19 protein-coding genes are annotated in these 17,505 nt (G+C 62.7%); 13 read left to right on the top strand and 6 right to left on the bottom strand.

What is annotated here, in order from left to right:
* The first annotated feature begins 105 nt into the window (after positions 1 to 105).
* From OU997_RS08205 to OU997_RS08195, 3 genes are all read left to right on the top strand, one after another.
* Complete coding sequence (locus tag OU997_RS08205) at positions 106 to 1,131, top strand: LysM peptidoglycan-binding domain-containing protein (protein ID WP_108487486.1); 1,026 nt, start codon at positions 106 to 108, stop codon at positions 1,129 to 1,131.
* 88 nt (positions 1,132 to 1,219) lie between these two features.
* Positions 1,220 to 2,335, top strand: coding sequence for a DNA-processing protein DprA (dprA, locus tag OU997_RS08200; protein WP_108487487.1), 1,116 nt, complete (start codon positions 1,220 to 1,222; stop codon positions 2,333 to 2,335).
* Between the two features lie 41 nt (positions 2,336 to 2,376).
* Positions 2,377 to 2,934, top strand: coding sequence for an L-threonylcarbamoyladenylate synthase (locus tag OU997_RS08195; protein ID WP_108487488.1), 558 nt, complete (start codon positions 2,377 to 2,379; stop codon positions 2,932 to 2,934).
* A gap of 72 nt (positions 2,935 to 3,006) precedes the next feature.
* On the opposite strand, the gene OU997_RS08190 is transcribed toward OU997_RS08195, so the two are convergent.
* Entirely contained in the window at positions 3,007 to 3,984 is a 978-nt protein-coding gene (locus tag OU997_RS08190; RefSeq protein WP_267809616.1) for an NADPH:quinone reductase, read from the bottom strand.
* 181 nt (positions 3,985 to 4,165) lie between these two features.
* Here OU997_RS08190 and hemF point away from each other — a divergent pair, with 181 nt between their 5' ends.
* The 6 genes from hemF to modC all read left to right on the top strand — a co-directional run bounded on the left by hemF (position 4,166) and on the right by modC (position 9,460).
* Positions 4,166 to 5,083, top strand: a complete 918-nt coding sequence (gene hemF, locus OU997_RS08185) for an oxygen-dependent coproporphyrinogen oxidase (protein ID WP_267809615.1) — start codon at positions 4,166 to 4,168, stop codon at positions 5,081 to 5,083.
* Positions 5,084 to 5,227: 144 nt separating this feature from the next.
* A complete protein-coding gene (aroE, locus tag OU997_RS08180) occupies positions 5,228 to 6,052 on the top strand; it encodes a shikimate dehydrogenase (RefSeq protein ID WP_108487490.1) in 825 nt (274 codons plus the stop codon).
* Between the two features lie 4 nt (positions 6,053 to 6,056).
* A complete protein-coding gene (locus OU997_RS08175) occupies positions 6,057 to 6,686 on the top strand; it encodes a class I SAM-dependent methyltransferase (protein WP_267809614.1) in 630 nt (209 codons plus the stop codon).
* 171 nt (positions 6,687 to 6,857) lie between these two features.
* Positions 6,858 to 7,616: a molybdate ABC transporter substrate-binding protein gene (gene modA / locus OU997_RS08170; protein ID WP_108487492.1), complete on the top strand. Its 759-nt coding sequence runs from the start codon at positions 6,858 to 6,860 to the stop codon at positions 7,614 to 7,616.
* A 12-nt stretch (positions 7,617 to 7,628) separates the two neighbouring features.
* Positions 7,629 to 8,321, top strand: a complete 693-nt coding sequence (modB, locus tag OU997_RS08165; protein ID WP_267809613.1) for a molybdate ABC transporter permease subunit — start codon at positions 7,629 to 7,631, stop codon at positions 8,319 to 8,321.
* Positions 8,318 to 9,460: a molybdenum ABC transporter ATP-binding protein gene (gene modC, locus OU997_RS08160; RefSeq protein WP_267809612.1), complete on the top strand. Its 1,143-nt coding sequence runs from the start codon at positions 8,318 to 8,320 to the stop codon at positions 9,458 to 9,460. The genes modB and modC overlap by 4 nt, the downstream gene beginning before the upstream one ends.
* Here modC and OU997_RS08155 read toward each other — a convergent pair.
* Positions 9,443 to 9,874: a hypothetical protein gene (locus OU997_RS08155; protein WP_267809611.1), complete on the bottom strand. Its 432-nt coding sequence runs from the start codon at positions 9,872 to 9,874 to the stop codon at positions 9,443 to 9,445. The genes modC and OU997_RS08155 overlap by 18 nt on opposite strands.
* Positions 9,875 to 9,999: 125 nt before the next feature.
* Between OU997_RS08155 and OU997_RS08150 the strand changes: the two genes are divergently transcribed.
* Entirely contained in the window at positions 10,000 to 10,812 is an 813-nt protein-coding gene (locus tag OU997_RS08150; protein ID WP_267809610.1) for a helix-turn-helix domain-containing protein, read from the top strand.
* 102 nt (positions 10,813 to 10,914) lie between these two features.
* Positions 10,915 to 11,658: a hypothetical protein gene (locus OU997_RS08145; protein ID WP_108487497.1), complete on the top strand. Its 744-nt coding sequence runs from the start codon at positions 10,915 to 10,917 to the stop codon at positions 11,656 to 11,658.
* A 248-nt stretch (positions 11,659 to 11,906) separates the two neighbouring features.
* Here the strand turns inward: OU997_RS08145 and OU997_RS08140 are convergent, their stop codons facing one another.
* Positions 11,907 to 12,431, bottom strand: a complete 525-nt coding sequence (locus OU997_RS08140) for a DUF962 domain-containing protein (RefSeq protein WP_108487498.1) — start codon at positions 12,429 to 12,431, stop codon at positions 11,907 to 11,909.
* Positions 12,432 to 12,523: 92 nt separating this feature from the next.
* Between OU997_RS08140 and OU997_RS08135 the strand changes: the two genes are divergently transcribed.
* Positions 12,524 to 13,207 carry a Crp/Fnr family transcriptional regulator gene (locus OU997_RS08135; protein ID WP_108538105.1) on the top strand — a complete coding sequence of 228 codons (684 nt, stop codon included), beginning with the start codon at positions 12,524 to 12,526 and terminating at the stop codon, positions 13,205 to 13,207.
* Between the two features lie 92 nt (positions 13,208 to 13,299).
* On the top strand, positions 13,300 to 15,306 hold the full coding sequence (locus OU997_RS08130) for an alkaline phosphatase D family protein (protein WP_267809609.1): 2,007 nt from the start codon (positions 13,300 to 13,302) through the stop codon (positions 15,304 to 15,306).
* Here the strand turns inward: OU997_RS08130 and OU997_RS08125 are convergent.
* Genes OU997_RS08125 through OU997_RS08115 form a run of 3 tightly spaced genes read right to left on the bottom strand, consistent with a single transcriptional unit; the run spans position 15,282 to position 17,501 of the window.
* Positions 15,282 to 15,620 carry a DUF3325 domain-containing protein gene (locus tag OU997_RS08125; protein ID WP_267809608.1) on the bottom strand — a complete coding sequence of 113 codons (339 nt, stop codon included), beginning with the start codon at positions 15,618 to 15,620 and terminating at the stop codon, positions 15,282 to 15,284. The genes OU997_RS08130 and OU997_RS08125 overlap by 25 nt on opposite strands.
* On the bottom strand, positions 15,613 to 17,208 hold the full coding sequence (locus OU997_RS08120; RefSeq protein WP_267809607.1) for a PepSY-associated TM helix domain-containing protein: 1,596 nt from the start codon (positions 17,206 to 17,208) through the stop codon (positions 15,613 to 15,615). The genes OU997_RS08125 and OU997_RS08120 overlap by 8 nt, the downstream gene beginning before the upstream one ends.
* On the bottom strand, positions 17,205 to 17,501 hold the full coding sequence (locus OU997_RS08115) for a hypothetical protein (protein WP_108489028.1): 297 nt from the start codon (positions 17,499 to 17,501) through the stop codon (positions 17,205 to 17,207). Before OU997_RS08115 ends, OU997_RS08120 begins: the two co-directional genes overlap by 4 nt.
* Positions 17,502 to 17,505 lie beyond the last annotated feature (4 nt).

Below are 17,505 nucleotides of genomic sequence, written 5' to 3'. Positions count from 1 at the left end.
GATGATGAGCAGCATTGAAAAACGGCTTCACGCCGCAGCACGACTGGGTTTCGTCGCGGCGCTAGGGCGCTCCACGTGAAGACACATAATAAAGGGATTCACCGCATGAGGAAATCACTACTCGCCCTGCTGCTGCTTGCCGCAGGCGGCTTGGCCCAGGCCGACGTGCAACTCAAGGACGGTCACCCAGACCGTTACACCGTGGCCAAGGGCGATACCCTCTGGGATATCTCTGGAAAATTCCTCAGCCAGCCTTGGAAATGGCCGGAAATCTGGCACGCCAACCCCCAGGTGGAAAACCCCCATCTGATCTACCCGGGTGACCAGCTCAGCCTGGTATACATTGATGGTCAGCCGCGCCTGATGCTCAACCGTGGTGAGTCGCGTGGCACCATCAAATTGTCGCCGCAGGTGCGCAGCACGCCAGTGGCTGAAGCCATACCGGCGATTCCGCTGGAGGCTATTAACAGCTTCCTGCTGGTCAACCGCATTGTTGATACACCTGATCAATTCCTAGCTGCGCCCTATATCGTTGCCGGCAATGCCGAGCGCGTTGTCAGCGGTGCAGGCGATCGTGTGTATGCGCGCGGAAAATTCGACGAGAGTGCACCGGCTTACGGCATCTTCCGTCAGGGCAAGACGTACATGGACCCGGAAACCCAGGAGTTCCTTGGAATTAATGCTGACGACATCGGTTCCGGTGAGATTGTCGCCGAGGAAGGTGATGTTGGCACCATGACGCTGACCCGTTCGACTCAGGAAGTACGTCTGGGCGACCGTCTGTTCGCTACTGAAGAGCGCCCGATCAATTCGACCTTTGTGCCGAGTGAGCCTGCCAGTCAGGTTAACGGTGTGATCCTTGATGTTCCACGCGGTGTGACCCAGATCGGTCAGTTCGATGTGGTCACCATCAACAAGGGGGTCCGCGATGGCTTGAAGGAGGGTAACGTACTGGCCATTTATAAGACTGGCGAAACTGTGCGTGACCGCATTACCGGTGAGTCGGTGAAAATTCCGGACGAGCGCTCGGGTTTGCTGATGGTCTTCCGCACCTACGACAAGCTCAGCTATGGCCTGGTGCTGGGGGCGTCACGCTCATTGGCGATCATGGATAAAGTGCGTAACCCATAACATCGAGCAGCCCCGCAAATGCGGGGCTTTTTATTGCTCTTTGAATTTCCAGCCGTCTACACGGCGCGACCGATCAAGGATGATCCGGATGTCGCAATCTTCTGCTCCTCCCCCTGCGGTTTCTCCTGCTGAATTGGAAGCCCGCCTGCGTTTGCACAGCTTGCCGGAGCTGGGGCCTCGACGCTTTCGCAAACTCCTCAGTGCCTTCGACAATGCTTCGGCCGCGCTCAGCGCGCCTGCCAGTGCCTGGCGTTCCCTGGGCTTGCCGCAGGTATGCAGTGAGGCGCGGCGTAGCGTTGAGGTGCGTGAGCGTGCGGCGCAGAGTCTGGCCTGGTTGGAGGTCGCTACGCATCATTTGTTGATGTGGGATGACACGATTTATCCAGGGCTGCTGGCCGAGTTGGCGGATGCACCGCCGTTGCTGTTTGTTGACGGTGACCCGACTTTGCTGGAGCAGCCGCAACTGGCCATGGTCGGTAGCCGGCGTGCGTCGCGGCCAGGTCTGGATACTGCGCAGCGTTTCGCTCGCAGCCTGGCGGGTGGCGGTTTTGTGATTACCAGCGGCCTGGCCTTGGGGATTGATGGCGCGGCCCATCAGGGTGCACTGGATGCCAATGGCAAGACGGTGGCGGTGCTTGGCACCGGTTTGCAATGCCTGTATCCGCCGCGGCACAAGCAACTCGCCGCCGATATCGTCGCCCGTGGCGGGGCGCTGGTGTCCGAATTGCCGCTGGATTGCCCGCCGCAGGCGGGCAATTTCCCCCGGCGCAATCGCATCATCAGCGGCCTTTCCGTTGGCGTACTGGTGGTGGAAGCCAGCCCGTCCAGCGGCTCGCTGATTACTGCGCGCCTGGCCGCCGAACAGGGGCGTGAGGTCTATGCGATTCCCGGTTCGATTCATCACCCCGGCGCGCGTGGCTGTCATCAGTTGATCCGCGAAGGGGCGACGCTGGTGGAAAGTGTCGAGGATATTCTCCAGGCTCTGCGCGGCTGGCAGGCGCACTCACTCACTAGTACCGCTTGCACACCCGAGCCGCCCAGCCATCCATTATTGGTCTTGCTGCATGCTGCGCCGCATAGCAGCGAAGCGCTGGCGGTGGCCAGTGGTTTACCCTTGGCTGAGGTGCTGGCTGCGTTGACAGAGTTGGAACTGGACGGTCGCGTTGTTTGTGAAAATGGCCGCTGGGTGGGCTGCGCGCTTTAGCTTGGATACACTGCCCGCCAGGCCTTAGTGGAGAGCAGTAAATGGTCAGCAATTGGCAGATACAGCAAGCAGCACGGGTGGTGCGCAACGGCGGCGTGATCGCTTATCCGACCGAGGCGGTGTGGGGGCTTGGCTGTGATCCGTGGAATGACGAAGCGGTGGAGCGCTTGCTGGCGCTAAAGGATCGTCCCGTACACAAAGGGCTGATTCTGGTCGCCGCCGAGATTGAACAGTTCGATTTTCTTCTCGAAGACCTGCCGGAAATCTGGCTGGCGCGTCTTACCGGTAGTTGGCCGGGCCCCAACACCTGGCTGGTGCCGCACCAGAACCGTCTGCCTGATTGGATCAGCGGCCAGCACGACAGCGTGGCCCTGCGCGTCAGTGATCATCCGCAGGTGCAGGCGTTGTGTCGTCTGACCGGTCCGCTGGTGTCGACTTCGGCTAACCCGGCTGGCCGCCCGTCTGCGCGTTCGCGCCTGCGGGTCGAGCAGTACTTTCCTGGTCAGCTGGATACGGTGCTTGGCGGAGCCTTGGGCGGGCGCAAGAACCCGAGCCTGATTCGCGACTTGATCAGCGGTGATGTAATCAGACCGTCCTGACCCGAGCATCCCAGATACGTGCGACTGAAGCCTCGTGGCTAAGGAAAACCAGGGCTTCAGCTGCATGAGGCGTTACGGCAACAGAATGCTCGACCCGGTGGTCTGCCTTGCGCTCAAGGCCGTTTGCGCCAGTGCCGCATCCTTGAGTGCATAGCGGTTGCTGATCTGCACCTGCAACTGGCCGCTGGCAATCATGCTGAATAGTTCGTCCGCCATGCTTTGCAGCCGGGAAGGCGTATCGGCGTAGCCGGCCAGGGTCGGGCGGGTGACGAACAGTGAGCCTTTTTGCGCGAGGATGCCCAGGTTGACGCCGGTTACGGCGCCCGACGCATTACCGAAGCTGACCAGCAGGCCGCGTGGCGCTACGCAGTCCAGCGAGGTTTCCCAGGTATCCTTGCCGACGCCGTCGTAAACCACCGGGCACTTCTTGCCGTCAGTCAGTTCCAGTACGCGTTGGACAACGTTTTCATGGCTGTAGTCGATGGTCGCCCAGGCCCCCTGCTCTATGGCCCGCGCCGCTTTTTCCGCCGAGCTGACGGTGCCGATCAGTTTGACCCCAAGCGCCTTGGCCCATTGGCAGGCAAAGGAGCCGACCCCGCCGGCGGCGGCATGCAACAGAATGGTTTCGCCGCCCTGCAGCGGGTAGGTCTGGCGCAGCAGATACTGCACCGTCAGGCCCTTGAGCATCACTGCGGCGGCCTGCTCGAAACTGATCGCATCCGGCAATTTCACCAGCTTCTCGGCTGGCAGTACGTGCAGTTCGCTGTAAGCGCCCAGCGGTCCAGTGGCATAGGCCACGCGGTCGCCCACCTGAAAACCGCTGACCGTAGCACCCACCGCCTCGACGATGCCCGCACCCTCGGTGCCCAGGCTGGATGGCAGCGCTGGCGGCTCATACAGGCCGCTGCGGAAATAGGTGTCGATAAAATTCAGGCCGATCGCCTGGTTCTGCACCCGCACTTCATTAGGGCCTGGGGCGGCAGGTGTGTAGTCGGCGTAGTCGAGAACGTCCGGTCCGCCGTGACGGTTGAACTGGATCCGCATGGCCATTTTCAGAGTCTTCCGCGATTAAATGCCTGGATGATGCCCGCAGGGGCAGAAATGTGCCGTTATCCAATCGTCTGCATTGACCGTCGTCAACTGCGGCCTTGGGGTGGCTGGTGTTATGCTGGCCGCCCATTTTCCCCGCGGCCACGTGCCGCCTGGCCTTACCCGTTTTCAAGGTGCCGCCGTGAGTGACCGTACTGAGGCCGTCAAAGCCTACCTGCTGGACCTGCAAGACCGTATCTGCACTGCCCTGCAAACCGAAGATGGTGGTGCCGAATTCTTCGAGGATGCCTGGCAGCGGCCAGCCGGCGGTGGCGGTCGCACGCGGGTGATGGAGAACGGCGCGCTGATCGAAAAGGGCGGGGTGAACTTCTCCCATGTGTTCGGCGATAGCCTGCCGCCCTCAGCCAGTGCGCATCGGCCGGAACTGGCCGGGCGCGGCTTCGAGGCCCTTGGCGTGTCACTGGTGATCCACCCGGAAAACCCCTATGTGCCGACCTCCCACGCCAACGTGCGCTTCTTCAGCGCCGAGAAAGAAGGTGAAGAGCCGGTCTGGTGGTTCGGCGGCGGCTTCGACCTGACGCCTTACTACGGCAATGAAGAAGACTGCCGGCACTGGCACCAGGTCGCCCATGACGCCTGCGCGCCCTTCGGTGCCGAGGTCTATCCGAAGTTCAAGGCCTGGTGTGATCGCTACTTCCACCTCAAGCACCGCGGCGAGCCGCGCGGCATTGGTGGGCTGTTCTTCGATGACCTGAATCAGTGGGATTTCGACACCAGCTTCGCCTTTATGCGCGCCATCGGTGATGCCTATATCCAGGCCTATCTGCCCATCGTGCAGCGCCGCAAGCTGACCCCCTATGGCGAGCGCGAGCGTGAATTCCAGGCCTTCCGCCGTGGCCGCTATGTCGAGTTCAACCTGGTGTTTGATCGCGGCACGCTGTTCGGCCTGCAGTCCGGCGGACGCACCGAATCGATCCTGATGTCGCTGCCGCCGCATGTGCGCTGGGGTTACGACTGGAAGCCAGAGCCGGGCAGTGAAGAGGCGCGCCTGACCGAGTACTTCCTGACCGACCGTGATTGGCTTGCAAATTTGCCTTGATCGCTGCTGCGCTAGGCCATGCTGCGTTGAGAGCAGGCTCGGAATGCTCATTTACAGCTCGTAAACTCCGCTTCCTCGCCTGCTCTCGCCTTGCCTGACCGTCGCTCGCGGCGCGCTGAAGGCAAATTTCAAAGAGGATTTTTGATGGACCGCTACGGCGTATTCGGCAACCCCATTGGCCACAGCAAATCGCCGCTGATTCATCGTCTGTTTGCCCAGCAGACTGGCGAGCAGTTGAGTTATGAAGCCCTGCTTGCGCCGCTGGACGACTTCCCCGGATTTGCCCGCACGTTCTTTGCCGAGGGTTTGGGGGCGAATGTCACGGTGCCGTTCAAGGAACAGGCCTTTGCTCTCGCTGATCAGCTCAGTGCCCGTGCTCAACGCGCTGGTGCGGTGAATACCCTGAAGAAGCTGGCTGACGGCAGCCTGCTGGGTGACAACACCGACGGTGCCGGCCTGGTGCGTGATCTGACGGTGAATGCCGGAGTAACCCTCAAGGGCCAACGCATCCTCCTGCTCGGTGCCGGCGGTGCAGTGCGCGGGGTGCTGGAACCGTTGTTGGCCGAGCAGCCGGCGGCGCTGGTGATTGCCAACCGCACGGTGGAAAAGGCCGAGCAACTGGCCCGCGAATTCGCCGACCTGGGCCCAGTGGTTGCCAGCGGTTATGACTGGATTGATGCGCCGGTGGACCTGATCATCAACGGCACTTCGGCCAGCCTGGCCGGCGAGCTGCCGCCGATTGCCCCCAGTCTGATCCAACCCGGGCATACCCTGTGCTACGACATGATGTACGGCAAGCAGCTGACTGCCTTTAACCGCTGGGCTGCCGAGTACGGCGCGGTGCGCACCCTGGATGGTCTGGGCATGCTGGTCGAGCAGGCCGCCGAAGCCTTCTTCCTCTGGCGCGGCGTGCGCCCGGCCAGCGCGCCGGTATTGGCCGAACTGCGCCGCCTGCTGGCCGAGGGCTGAAGACGTGGGATTGAGCGCTGACGAATTAGCGCAGATCAGCGCGCTAACCCTGCGCCATTATCAGGGCTGTGCCGAAGCCTTTCGCGAGGGCACCCGCGATCATGATGTCAGCCAGAATATCGCCGCCCTGCTCGCGCATATCGAGGCCACGGCGCCCTACCAGATTCTCGATTTCGGCTGCGGCCCAGGACGCGATCTGCGCACCCTTAGCGCCATGGGCCACACCGCTGTCGGTTTGGATGGCTGCGCGCGCTTTGTCGAAATGGCCCGCGCCGACAGCGGCTGCGAAGCTTGGCAGCAGGATTTTCTTGCCCTCGACCTGCCGCCTGAACGCTTCGACGGCGTGTTTGCCAATGCCTCGCTGTTTCATATCCCCCGCCAGGAGCTGCCACGGGTGTTGAAGCAATTGCATGCCACCCTTAAACCCGGTGGTGTGTTGTTCAGCTCCAACCCCCGTGGTGAGAATCAGGAAGGCTGGAATGGCGAGCGTTACGGCGCCTATCACGACCTGGCCAACTGGCGCGTATTGCTCAATGCTGCCGGCTTCAGCGAATTGCAGCACTACTACCGCCCGGCTGGCTTACCACGTGACCAGCAGCCCTGGCTGGCCAGCGTGTGGCGCAGTCGTAATTAATGTGATTTTGAAAACTTGACTTACGGGTCTGATTCTTCAAGGATGCCCATCTCCCCTACTTGACGATCGCAGTGCACTTGCCTGGCTCGTATGAACGGCTTAAGCGCTATGTCTTTTCGTATATAGCGATGCTGATTCATAAGCTGGCGATGGATTGCAAAGGAGTTCTGGATGAAAACGGGTTTTCCCCGACACCTAGTCAGTCTACTTGCCGCAGCGGTATTCAGCAGTCACGCCCTGGCCGAGCAGGTGCAGGTCGCGGTGGCGGCCAACTTCACCGCGCCGCTGCAGGCGATTGCCAGTGAGTTTGAACAAGACACGGGACACAGCGTGGTCGCCTCCTTCGGTGCCACCGGCCAGCTGTATGCACAGATTCAGAACGGTGCGCCGTTCGAAGTGTTGCTCAGTGCCGATGAAAGCACCCCGGCCAAGCTCGACAGTGAAGGCCTGGGCGTCAGCGGCTCGCGCTTTACCTATGCAGTTGGCAGCCTGGTGCTGTGGTCGGCCAAACCGGGTTATCTGGATGGCAGCGACGCGGTGCTCAAGGCCAATCAGTACAAACACCTGGCGATCGCCAACCCGAAAGCCGCACCCTACGGCTTGGCGGCCACCGAAGTGCTGGACAAGCTGGGCTTGAGTGCGGCAGTCAAAGACAAGCTGGTCGAAGGGCAAAACATCACCCAGGCGCATCAGTTCATTGCCACCGGCAACGCCGAGCTGGGCTTTGTTGCACTGTCGCAGGTGTACAAGGATGGCCAGCTCAGCAGTGGTTCGGCCTGGATGGTGCCGGCGCAGATGCACACGCCGATCAAGCAGGATGCGCTGATCCTCAAGAAAGGCGAACATAATCCCGCCGCGGCAGCCCTGACCGAGTACCTGAAAGGTGAGAAGGCGACGAAGATCATCAAGTCCTACGGCTACCAACTCTAAAAGGCGGTTGTGATGCCACTGACTAAAGCCGATCTCGCTGCGGTCCTGCTGACGCTTGAGCTGGCATCGCTGACCACCCTGTTGTTGCTGCTGATCGGTACACCGATTGCCTGGTGGCTGGCGCGCACGGGATCGCGCTGGAAGCAGCCGATTGGTGCCATCGTCGCCCTGCCGCTGGTGCTGCCGCCGACGGTGATCGGTTTCTACCTGCTGGTGAGCATGGGCCCACACGGTTTTATCGGGCAGCTGACTCAGAGCCTCGGCCTCGGCACCCTGACCTTTACCTTCACGGGGCTGGTGATCGGCTCGGTGTTCTATTCCCTGCCCTTTGTTGTGCAGCCGCTGCAGAACGCCTTCGAGGCCATTGGCCGTGGGCCGTTGGAGGCCGCAGCGACGCTGCGTGCGGGCCCATGGGATGCATTTTTTACAGTGGTGCTGCCGCTGGCCAAGCCGGGTTTTATCACGGCGGCGATTCTCGGTTTTGCCCATACCGTGGGCGAGTTCGGTGTGGTGCTGATGATTGGCGGCAATATTCCCGGCAAGACCCAGGTGGCGTCGGTGCAGATCTACAACCATGTGGAAACCATGGAGTACGCCCAGGCCCACTGGCTGGCGGCTGGCATGGTGCTGTTCTCCTTTATCGTGCTGCTGGCGCTCTATTCTGGTCGAAGCAGCGGGCGCAGCAGTTCGCGGGTGTGGCAATGATCTGGCCCTTGGCGCGGCGCAATCCGGTGATTCGCTCAGTCGCTGAGCCGGGAGCAATCAAGGCGCGCTTCAAGGTTGAGCATGTGGGCTTTCGCCTGGATGTTGAGCTCAACCTGCCGGGGCGCGGCGTTAGCGCCCTGTTCGGCCATTCCGGCTCGGGCAAGACCAGTTGTCTGCGTTGCTTTGCCGGGCTGGATCAGCCGAGCGCAGGCTACCTGCAGGTCAACGGCGAACTCTGGCAGGACAGCGTCCAGGGCATTTTCGTCCCGGCACATCAGCGCGCCGTGGGTTATGTGTTTCAGGATGCCAACCTGTTTGCCCACCTCACGGTACGGCGTAATCTGCAGTACGGGCTGAAACGCATCCCCGCTGCGCAGCGGCGGATTGCCCTGGAGCAGGCGGTGGAACTGCTCGGTATAGAGCATCTGCTGGAACGCTTGCCGGGCAAGCTGTCCGGTGGCGAGCAGCAACGCGTCGGCATTGCCCGCGCCCTGCTGACCAGCCCGCGTCTGCTGCTGCTGGATGAGCCGCTGGCGTCCCTCGACCTCAAGCGCAAACAAGAGGTGCTGCCCTATCTGGAGCGCCTGCATCAGGAGCTGGAGATTCCGATTGTCTACGTCAGCCATTCGCCGGATGAAGTGGCGCGCTTGGCGGATCACCTGGTGCTGCTAGAAGACGGCCAGGTCAGCGCCAGTGGCCCGCTAAAGGAAACGCTTTTGCGCGCCGACCTGCCGTTTGTCTTCGAGGACGATGCCGAAGCGGTGGTCGACAGTGTGGTCACCGCCCATGATCAGGCCTACGGGTTGCTCTACCTGCAATTGCCAGACAGCCCGATCAACCTGCGTCTGCCTCACGGGCCGTTGCCACTGGGCCAGTCGGTGCGCATCAAGGTCAAGGCGCGCGATGTCAGCCTGAGCCTGCAACAGGCCGAGGACAGCAGCGTGCTTAACCTGTTGCCGGCGCGGGTAGTGGACTGGATCAACGTCGCCGAACAAGCCCATGTACTGGTGCGCGTGCAAGTGGGCGGCGAGCAACTGATCGCCCGTATCACCCGATACTCCTTCGATCGCCTGCAGATCCAGCGCGAGCAGTTGCTATGGGCGCAGGTCAAGTCGGTGTCGTTACTGAGCACTCACTGATGCCAGGGCAAACGCGCCGGGGATGACCTGCGAGCGCTTCAGGCCCAGCCACTCCAACTCGATAAACACCAGTACCACAACAGCCTGGACGATCACGAAGGCGTAGCCCAGCACGTTCGGCGTGAACCAGCCGCTGAGCAGCACCAGCAGGCTGAGCACCACCCATAGCGCATTCAGGCCGATCACCGTGTAGACCGCTGCCCGCGCCATGCTTTCACGGCGCGACAGCCAGAGCAGAAAGGCCACCAGCGGAATCAGTACCACGCCGACGCCGAAGAGGAATTCACCCGGCAGGGCCAACAGGCTGCTGAGCCCGTCAGCCAGCAGCAGGAGTTGCGCCGTGGTGATCACGCCGACCAGACCATCGGCGAGCAGGGCACGGCGCAGTAACAGCGAAGGGTGCAAGGTAGTCATGGCGAAATCTCCGTAAAGAACCGTCGAAATGGCGGCTTGCCCTTAGATTTCGCCGATCCGCGCGCGGTGTCGATTACCTCGCAGGTAATGGCTGCAATGACCTCGCTGGTCTATCGTCGATGCCCATGAACAGCCAAATCCAGCCCGTCGGCGCTCTGCTGCGCCAGTGGCGCCAACATCGTCGTCTTAGCCAGCTCGACCTCGCTTGCGAGGCCGACATTTCCACTCGCCACCTGAGTTTCGTCGAAACCGGGCGCGCCCAGCCCAGCCGCGAGATGCTGCTATTGCTCGCCGAGCAGCTGGAGATTCCGCTGCGCGAACGCAATCGCCTGCTTAGCGCCGCCGGCTATGCGCCGCTGTTCACTCAGCGTGAGCTTTCCGAGCCAGCCATGGCGGCCGCGCGCAGCGCCATCGACCTGTTGCTCAAGGCCCACGAGCCCTACCCGGCACTGACCATCGACCGCCACTGGAATCTGCTGGCGGCCAACAGCGCCCTCGCGCCCTTTCTGCAAGGCATTGCCCCCGAGCTGCTGACGCCGCCGATCAACGTCATGCGCCTGAGCCTGCACCCGGGCGGGTTGGCCCCGCGTATCGTCAACCTGGGGCCGTGGCGCGCCTACCTGCTGGCGCGTTTGCAGCGCGATATTCAGGCCAGCGGCGATGCTCAGTTGCAGGCACTGTGGGATGAGCTGAACGCCTACCCGGGGCCTGTGGCGTCCGCGCACTTTGACAGCGACACGGTGCTGATGCCGCTGCAGTTTGCCAGCGAGCAGGGTGTGGTCAGCCTGATCGGCACCACCACGGTATTTGGCACCGCCAACGACATCACCCTGGCGGAACTGGCGCTGGAAACCTTCTTTCCGGCCGATGCCTTTAGCGCGCAGTACCTGCGTGACTTGGCTGAATCGACGCATCTTTCCGACGAAATCACTCTTTAGGCTACTTTTCTCCAGCATTCAGTGCAGTACCCTGTGGCACGCGCTTGTATAAGCTGACCTGGTTCAGCACTGCTCACAACAATAATAAGGAGCACACCTCGTATGCGTTCTACAACGCTGTCTCGCTCGCTATTGCTCGCGGTTATCGGGTTGTTGACCAGCCTCTCGCCGTTGGCCTTTGCCCAGGCTATAACCCCGCATGAACAGGTTCAGGTGCAGGCCAGCCGGGTCACCAGCAGCCTGATGCTGTTACGCGGAGAGGGTTTCCAAAAGAAACACCAGGACGCCCTGGAATCTGATCTGCAGGCCCTGGCCGCTGCGGTGCAGAGCCTGCCGCAAAGCAGCGATGCGCTGCGCAGCGCCCATCAGGAACTGGTGGTGCAGATTCGTCGTGGTGTGGCCTTCGGTCCGAGTGAAGATGACATGCCCTGGCGCTACCCCGAGGACCTCAGCAAGGCCCTGCTCGGCGTGCTCGAGGAAACCCGCAAGCTGGCAGGGCCGGGTGAAAGCGAACTGTCTGCCAAGCTCGAATACCTCTCGGTGCAGTACCTCAGCCGTGCGTACTTCGGCAATTTTGAAACGGCGCGCGAACAGCCGGACACGTACCTCGGCCAGGATGAGCGCAAGATTGTGCCGTCGGTGGATGAGCAACTGGCCGCGCTAGATGGCAAGGCCGACCCGCAGATCGGCAAGCTGAAAACCCGCTGGGATTATCTCAAGGCTGCGTTGGTTGACCTCAACAGCCAGAGCAGCGCTCTGCAGAGCGCCTCGGGCCGACCGTTTGCGCCGATCACCGTGTATCGCCATACACGGTCGCTGACCACGCAATGGATGGCGATGTACTAAGTCCGTCTTCGATCTGCTGCGCGTCGGCGATACTGCGTTAAAAATGGCCTCGGAAAGCCCTTGCGGCTAACGCGCTTTAGCGCGACCCGAAGGGCGAGTGAAACGAGTACTGCTCATTTACAGTCGTAAACTCCGCGCCCTCGGCCATTTTGACCAGTCGAAGGCTGTTACTAACGTAGCGCCTTGTCTCGCTCTAGCTCGTGAGATCCGGATCGGTCTAGCAGGCCGCCGATGGCGGCCTAGCAGTTTCAAGCAGTGGCTTTCTTCTCGCGAATACAGGTCGGCCCGGCGCGTTCGACGATGGCCTGTTCGACCTCTTTGCGCAGGCCCAGCAGGAAGGCCGCTTCAGCGGCGACGAACAGGGGGCCGATCACCAGGCCCATCACGTCATCGACAAACGCCGGTTTGCGCCCTTCGTAGTAGTGGCCGACAAACTGGATGATCCAGCCGATCACGAACAGACCGATGCCGCTGCTCAGCCATACCGCCGTCGATTGCACCGCCAGGCCCGCCGCCGCCCACAGGCTGAGCCCCAGCAGCAGTGCCATCAGCAGGCCGAAGCGCAGGTCCAGGCGCAGATAAAATACCCCTGCCGCCAGAGCCACCAGCAGGGCTGGAGACAGCCACAGGCCGAGCAGCTCGAAGCCGGGGCGTGACAACAGCACGGCCACCGCCACAACGATCAGTGGAATACCGATAAAGTGGCTGAGAATATTGCGTTGGTCGCGGTGATAGGCCGCGTATTGAGCCAGATGATCAACCAGGGTTTTCATTATTATTTTCCTCATGCAAGACAGGTGGCCAGCATGAACCCACGCCCACGCAGCGCTCTGTCAGCTAGCCGACAAACCGCTTGGAACCGTTGATGAACAGCGAGCACCGCTATCAGGCACGTTTGCGTCAGGGCCACTGGTTCAGCGCCCTGCCCGCTGCATTGCAGGAGGCGCTGCTGGCGGCTGCTCAGGTGCAGCAACTGGCGCCCGGTCAGGTGCTGTTTCGCCGGGGCGACAAACCCTGTGGCTTGTATGCCGTGGTCGAGGGTGGCATGCGCATCGGTGCGGTCAGCGCCACCGGCAAGGAAGCGCTGCTGACCCTGGTTGAGCCGCCCTACTGGTTTGGCGAGATTTCCCTGTTCGATGGCCAGCCACGCACCCACGATGCCTTTGCCGAAGGCCCCGCCACTTTGTTGCTGGTGCCGCAGGCGCGGCTGCTGGCGCTGCTTGAACAGCAGCCGCAGTACTGGCGTGATTTCGCCCTGCTGATGAGCCACAAACTGCGCCTGGCGTTTATCGCCCTGGAAGAGATGAGCCTGCTGCCCGCCGCCCCGCGCCTGGCCCGGCGGCTGCTGCTGATCGCGGAAAACTATGGCGAGGGCGAGCCGCGCCGCGTGCTGCACCTGCCGCAGGAACAGCTGGCGCTGATGCTGGCGATCTCCCGGCAGACCACCAACCAGATCCTCAAGGAGCTGGAGGCTCAGGGCATTCTGCGCCTGACCTATGGCGAGATCGAACTCCTCGATCTGCCACGCTTGCGTCAGGCGGCGCAGTGAGCCAAACCGGCCGGGCAGGCTGCAAAGACTGAACCTGTGGCGCAGAATGGCGCTCTATTGCCGACTGCATGCCACCAGAGCCCGATGTACCGATGCCGATAACCGCTGTTACCCCCACTGCCGCCCACGCTGACCTGCCCCCGGTGTTGGCCGGTCCGCTGCTGCGCCGCATGGAAGCGCAGCGCCTGGTGCTCTGGCTGGTTGGCAGCCGGCCGCTGACCCTTACCCTGCAGCTGAGTCATGGTGATGCAGCCGAGCCACAGCGCTTGCCGCTGCACGGTGAAAGCTGCCAGGTTATCCAGATTGGCGAGCAGGCGTTTATCCACCTGATTGACTTCAAGCTGGAAGCGCCGCTGCCCTGCGATATGCAGATTGATTACGACCTGCTGATCGAACAGCCGGGTCTGGCCGCGCTGGGTATTGCCGACTGGGCGCCGCACTTGCTGTACGACGGCGCGACCCAGGCCAATTTTGTGCTGCGCGCGCAGCTGGATCATCTGCTGCACGGCTCTTGCCGCAAGCCGCATCACCCGGCGGCCGATGGCCTGCTCTGCGCTGACCGTCTGCTGGCCGAAGCGCATGCCGCCGAGCAGCGCCCGGCCTTGCTGCTGATGAGTGGCGATCAGATCTACGCCGATGATGTCAGCGGGCCGCTGCTGCGGGCGATTCATCAGGTGATTGAGCGCCTGGGTTTGTTTGGCGAGCATTTGCAAGGTGCGGTGGTCGATGAAAGCACGGCGCTGTACCAGCACCCCGCCAGCTACTACCAGCGCGCCGAGCTGCTGCCGGCGCTGAAGAGCAACGAAACCCTGCGTGAGCGCTTCTTCGGCGGCGTGGAAAAACCGGTGTTCACCAGCAGCAGCGCCGACAACCACCTGGTGACCTGCGCCGAAGTGTTGGCCATGTACCTGCTGGTCTGGTCGCCGCTGCCCTGGACCTTGCTGGATGCGGAAATGCCGGCACTCAGCGCCGAGGAAGTGCCGCGTTATCAGGTCGAGCGTGGGCGTATCGAAGCCTTTCGCGGCGGCCTGGGCCAGGTCGCCCGTGCCCTCGCCCATTTGCCGACGCTGATGATCTTCGATGACCACGACATCACCGATGACTGGAACCTCTCCGCACAGTGGGAAGAAACCGCCTACGGCCACCCGTTTTCCAAACGCATCATCGGCAATGCGCTGATCGCCTACCTGCTGTGCCAGGGCTGGGGCAATAACCCGGATGTATTCGCCAAGCCGCTGCAGATGATCCGTGCGATGACCGAGGGCCGCGATGCTGCCAACCACATGGACAGTCAGCCGCAGGATGCGCTGATCGACACCTTGCTGAGCTTTCACCAGTGGCAATTCGTCCTGCCGAGCAGCCCGGCGCTGGTGGTGCTGGACACCCGCACCCGGCGCTGGCGCAGCGAGCGCAACCTCAAGCGGCCGTCCGGTCTGCTGGATTGGGAAGCGCTGTGCGAACTGCAGCAGGCGCTGCTCGACCAGACGTCGGCGATCATTGTTTCCCCCGCGCCAATGTTCGGCGTCAAGCTGATCGAGACCATCCAGAAGGTCTTCAGCTGGGCCGGTCATCCGCTGATGGTCGATGCCGAGAACTGGATGGCCCACCGGGGCGCGGCGCAGGTGATGCTGAACATCTTCCGCCACTCGCGCACGCCGGGTAACTACGTGATTCTCTCCGGCGATGTGCATTATTCGTTTGTCTACGAGGTGCTGATTCGCCAGCGCAAGCGCGGGCCGAAGCTTTGGCAGATCACCAGCAGCGGCCTGAAAAACGAATTCCCGCCGCGCCTGCTCGACTGGTTCGACCGCCTCAACCGCTGGCTCTACGCGCCGTGGTCGCCGCTCAACTGGCTGACCACGCGCCGGCGCATGCAGGTCAAACCGCGCATCCCCTCGCGCAGCAAGGCCGGCGAACGCCTGTGGAATGGGGCGGGGCTCGGTCAGGTGTGGTTCAACGACAACGGCCAGCCCTGTGCGGTCTACCAGCTGAGTGCCGATGGCTCGCCCGCGGTAGCGTTTGTCGATGACCGTGATAACGCACCGAGCACCGCGCCTGCCCGCCGCGCAGCAACTCAGTCGGCGGACCGCTCCGCCTGAGGGCGCGCCGGCCAGAGCCGGGCCAGCCATTGCGCGCGCCAGCTCAAGGTCAGGGCGACGAGCAGCGTGGCAACGCCCAGCAGCATCAGCCACAGCAGGATGGCCATGGCCGGCGCATCGCCCGCCAGGCTGCACAGCAATGACAGCCCGAGCATCAGACTGGCGCCGCTGCGTAGGGCGACTTGCCGTGACGCCGTCTGTTGCACGCCGTGATGCACCTGACGCCAATGGTTGGGCATGGCCAGGGCGAGCCAGGCAAAGCCCAGCACCGCCAGCAGCAGGGCCAACAGTGAGTACAGGGTGGCGTCAGACATGGGCGACCTCCAGCGTTTCTGCCTGCGGCACGCGGCGGCGCAGCTTGTGCGCGGCCAGCAGGGCGAGTGCTGCCGCAGCGAGCAGGCACAGGTCGGTGCCGGCCACCGGACCGTTGCCGCTGCGCAGGGTGGCCAGCAGTTGGTCGCCGGTGGTCAGCCAGTTGGCCAGTACCGCCAGCACCGCCAGCAGGGCAATCGCCGTGCACTGCTCGCGCCAGGCGTGCAGGTAACCGAGGCGCGGGTCATGCATCACGCGCCATACAGCATGGGCGCTCGCCACGAGCCACAGGGCATAGAAACTCAGGATTTCGACACGCGCGCGGCCCAGGCCAAACAGCTGCTCCTGCAGCGGCAGCCAGCGGTTGGCCAGCAGGAACGCCAGGGTGGCGAGAATCACCCCGCACACGCCGGCAACACTCAGGGCATCCAGCAGCGAGACACCGAGATGGCCGTGGCGCTGCTGCTTCTTGCGCCGGGCCTGGGTCCAGAAGAACAGTCCGGTGGCGATCACCACACAGCCGCCCAGCCCGCCAAGGAAATACAGCCAGCGCAGGGCGTCGTGGCGGAACTGGATGTAGTGCAGGCCGGCGATGAAGTTCCAGGTGTTCACTGTGGTTGAGGCCTGAAAGCGACCTATGACCTCACCGCTGACACTGGAAAAGCGGAAGTTGTCGATGTCCTTGGTCACGCTGCTGTGGCTGGTGCGGCGCAGCAGCACATTGCCGTTGGCATCCTTGGGATTGTTAACCCGCAGCAGGTACACCGAGCCCGGTCCCCAGTGTTGTTCAGCCTGGGTCACCATGGGCTCCAGCGGCGCCAGTTCTCCCGGCTGCTTGGCGGCCCGCAGGCGGATGCGACCGAGTGCTTCGCCGAGGAAAGCGCGTTCGGCGCTGACACCGCTTTGCACCTGCTCGCGGTAGGTCTGCTGCGGCGCATCGGGGTAGTAGATGGCGAACGCGACGATCAGCCCGGACAGGGTGATCAGCAGGTGGAACGGCAGCAGCGCCACGCCGGCTACGTTATGCACATCCAGGGTGCTGCGGCCAAAGGCGCGGTGCAGGCGCAGGGTGAAAAACTCGCTAAACAGCTTGCGATGGATGACCACGCCAGATACCAGCAGGCAGAGCATGGCCATGCCGGCAATCCCCACTAACCAGGCGCCGATGTTTTTGTAGCGCAGCGTCAGGTTGTGGTGGAAGGGGTAGATAAAGCCACTGGCCCCCAGGGTCAACGGCTTGGCCAGCGGCTCCAGGGTGATCGGGTGGAACAGGTCGCGGCGGCTCTTGCGCGATTCTTCGCTGCCGTAAGTGAGGGTCAGGAACGGCGTGCGCTCCAGGGGCAGGATGATGGTCCAGACGGGCGCGTTGGCGGCGCGTTGTTCCAGCAGTGGGCGAATGTCACGGTCCAGCGACGGCCGCTGCATGCTGTCATCCCAGTGCAGGCGGGTGCTGGGCATCATCCAGCGGTCGATTTCCTTGTCGAACACCGACAGGCTGCCGGTCCAGAATACGGCGAACAGCAAGACGCCGAGCAACACGCCGGCCCAGGTGTGCAGCTCGCCCATGCGGCTTCTGAATCCTGTTTTCATGCTTGCCCCTGCAGCAGCAGGGGCGTGCCCCAGGCGATCAGGCTCAGGCCGCCGAGCAACAACCAGGCGTTACGCCGGCGCTCGCGGGAAAAGCCCCAGAGCAGCAACACCAGCAGGTAAATGAAGCCGAGCATGATCGCCAGCATCACCGCATCGCCCTGACTCATGCCGGCCCACCAGGCCAGCAGGCCGCTCAGGCCAACCAGTTGTGCGCTGGCGAAATAGGCCAGCGCACACAGGCCGACAACATGGCTGGCCGTCGCGGCCGGTTGGATAACATCGCGCAGGTGCATGGCG

The organism is Pseudomonas sp. SL4(2022) (genome assembly GCF_026625725.1).
Taxonomy (GTDB): Bacteria; Pseudomonadota; Gammaproteobacteria; order Pseudomonadales; family Pseudomonadaceae; genus Aquipseudomonas.
This window is presented reverse-complemented; position numbering and strand designations above follow the sequence as displayed.

Coding starts and splice junctions, on each gene's coding strand:
- OU997_RS08195 (WP_108487488.1), top strand. CDS start 2,377: ATGGTCAGCAATTGGCAGATACAGCAAGCAGCACGGGTGGTGCGCAAC.
- OU997_RS08205 (WP_108487486.1), top strand. CDS start 106: ATGAGGAAATCACTACTCGCCCTGCTGCTGCTTGCCGCAGGCGGCTTG.
- modA (WP_108487492.1), top strand. CDS start 6,858: ATGAAAACGGGTTTTCCCCGACACCTAGTCAGTCTACTTGCCGCAGCG.
- OU997_RS08190 (WP_267809616.1), bottom strand. CDS start 3,984: ATGGCCATGCGGATCCAGTTCAACCGTCACGGCGGACCGGACGTTCTC.
- OU997_RS08130 (WP_267809609.1), top strand. CDS start 13,300: ATGCCGATAACCGCTGTTACCCCCACTGCCGCCCACGCTGACCTGCCC.
- OU997_RS08120 (WP_267809607.1), bottom strand. CDS start 17,208: ATGAAAACAGGATTCAGAAGCCGCATGGGCGAGCTGCACACCTGGGCC.
- modB (WP_267809613.1), top strand. CDS start 7,629: ATGCCACTGACTAAAGCCGATCTCGCTGCGGTCCTGCTGACGCTTGAG.
- modC (WP_267809612.1), top strand. CDS start 8,318: ATGATCTGGCCCTTGGCGCGGCGCAATCCGGTGATTCGCTCAGTCGCT.
- OU997_RS08140 (WP_108487498.1), bottom strand. CDS start 12,431: ATGAAAACCCTGGTTGATCATCTGGCTCAATACGCGGCCTATCACCGC.
- OU997_RS08150 (WP_267809610.1), top strand. CDS start 10,000: ATGAACAGCCAAATCCAGCCCGTCGGCGCTCTGCTGCGCCAGTGGCGC.
- OU997_RS08155 (WP_267809611.1), bottom strand. CDS start 9,874: ATGACTACCTTGCACCCTTCGCTGTTACTGCGCCGTGCCCTGCTCGCC.
- dprA (WP_108487487.1), top strand. CDS start 1,220: ATGTCGCAATCTTCTGCTCCTCCCCCTGCGGTTTCTCCTGCTGAATTG.
- OU997_RS08135 (WP_108538105.1), top strand. CDS start 12,524: ATGAACAGCGAGCACCGCTATCAGGCACGTTTGCGTCAGGGCCACTGG.
- aroE (WP_108487490.1), top strand. CDS start 5,228: ATGGACCGCTACGGCGTATTCGGCAACCCCATTGGCCACAGCAAATCG.
- OU997_RS08145 (WP_108487497.1), top strand. CDS start 10,915: ATGCGTTCTACAACGCTGTCTCGCTCGCTATTGCTCGCGGTTATCGGG.
- OU997_RS08125 (WP_267809608.1), bottom strand. CDS start 15,620: ATGTCTGACGCCACCCTGTACTCACTGTTGGCCCTGCTGCTGGCGGTG.
- OU997_RS08115 (WP_108489028.1), bottom strand. CDS start 17,501: ATGCACCTGCGCGATGTTATCCAACCGGCCGCGACGGCCAGCCATGTT.